2 protein-coding genes are annotated in these 1,652 nt (G+C 59.2%); both read right to left on the reverse strand.

The window, feature by feature from the left end; all coding sequences use genetic code 11:
- The coding region (recF, locus tag ACIP1X_RS28900) for a DNA replication/repair protein RecF (protein ID WP_400755976.1) at nt 1-529 on the reverse strand (529 nt) is incomplete at its 3' end.
- A 14-nt stretch (nt 530-543) separates the two neighbouring features.
- Entirely contained in the window at nt 544-1,641 is a 1,098-nt protein-coding gene (dnaN, locus tag ACIP1X_RS28905) for a DNA polymerase III subunit beta (protein ID WP_400755977.1), read from the reverse strand.
- Nucleotides 1,642-1,652: the final 11 nt, after the last annotated feature.

The raw sequence follows: 1,652 nt of genomic DNA on the forward strand, positions 1-1,652 counted from the left end.
CAAGCGAAACGGCGTCAAGTGTACCATGCCGCAGCCAGGAGTTTCTCTGGCGCAAGGCCTTCTGCAAACGCTGCCAGGTAGCCATGAAACGCGGCTCAACGTGGAACACGCCCCAGTCGAGAAACTGCCGGCGAATCTTCGGCGCGCCTTCAAGCAGGCGGAAGCTGTCGGGGTTGATCAACTGCAACGGCAGGATCTCCGCCAGTTGCGCAGCGCTGCGGGCGTTCTGCCCGTCGATACGGATCTGGAACTCGCCCTGACGATCGCGCGAGATGCCCAAAGCGCTATGGCCACCCTCGGCCAATTCGACCTGACCGAACACGGTACAGGCGAGTTGTTCGTACTGGATGACCGGCAACAGACGCGTGCTACGAAACGAACGGGCAAGCCCCAGCAGATGAATGGCTTCCAGAACACTGGTTTTGCCGCTGCCGTTAGCGCCGTAAAGAATGTTGATGCGGGGGGAGGGGGAGAAGGTCACCGGGTGCAGATTGCGCACCGCGGTGACCGAAACACGACTTAAGGACATCCAGGGTCAGCTGATTACAGACGCATCGGCATGACAACGTAAGCCGAGTCGTCGTTGTCGGACTCTTGCACCAGCGCACTGCTGTTGGAGTCGGACAAAATCAGGCGAACCTGCTCGGTGGTCATCACGCCCAGCACGTCGAGCAGATAGCTCACGTTGAAGCCGATTTCCAAGGAGCCGCCGTTGTATTCAACGCCCACTTCTTCTTCCGCTTCTTCCTGCTCCGGGTTGTTGGCCTGGATCTTCAACTGACCGTTGGCCAGTTGCAGACGGATACCGCGGTATTTCTCGTTGGACAGAATCGCGGTACGGCTGAACGCTTCACGCAGCGCTTGGCGATCGCCCAATACCAGCTTGTCGCCGCCCTTCGGCAGAACGCGCTCGTAGTCCGGGAATTTACCGTCGACCAGTTTCGAGGTGAAGGTGAATTCGCCGGTGGTCGCGCGGATGTGGTGCTGACCCAGGACGATGCTGACATTGCCGTCCGGCTCGGTGAGCAGACGTGCCAGTTCGAGAATACCTTTGCGCGGCACGATCACCTGATGGCGATCTGGCTGACCGATATCGGCTTTCATCGAGCACATGGCCAGACGGTGACCGTCGGTGGCCACGGCGCGGATGATGCCTTCGGACACTTCCAGCAGCATGCCGTTGAGGTAATAACGCACGTCCTGCTGCGCCATGGCGAAACTGGTGCGTTCGATCAAACGACGCAGTTTGCTTTGCTCGAGGCTGCAGGTCAGCGAACCCGGGCCTTCTTCAACGGTCGGGAAGTCGTTGGCAGGCAGGGTCGACAGGGTGAAACGGCTACGGCCGGCCTTGACCACCAGCTTCTGCTCGTCGACCTTGATATCGATCAGCGCATCGTTGGGCAGGCTTTTGCAGATGTCCATCAGCTTGCGCGCAGGCACGGTGATGGAACCTGTTTCCGCAGGCTCTTCAAGTTGCACACGACCGACCAGCTCGACCTCAAGGTCGGTACCGGTCAGCGACAGTTGCTGGCCTTCGACTACCAACAGCACGTTGGACAGTACCGGCAAGGTCTGTCGACGCTCGACGACGCCTGCGACCAGTTGCAGGGGTTTCAACAGGGCTTCGTGTTGATTTGTTATTTGGTTTGTTT

The organism is Pseudomonas sp. NPDC088885, from assembly GCF_044750025.1.
GTDB classification, from domain to species: domain Bacteria; phylum Pseudomonadota; class Gammaproteobacteria; order Pseudomonadales; family Pseudomonadaceae; genus Aquipseudomonas; species Aquipseudomonas rustica.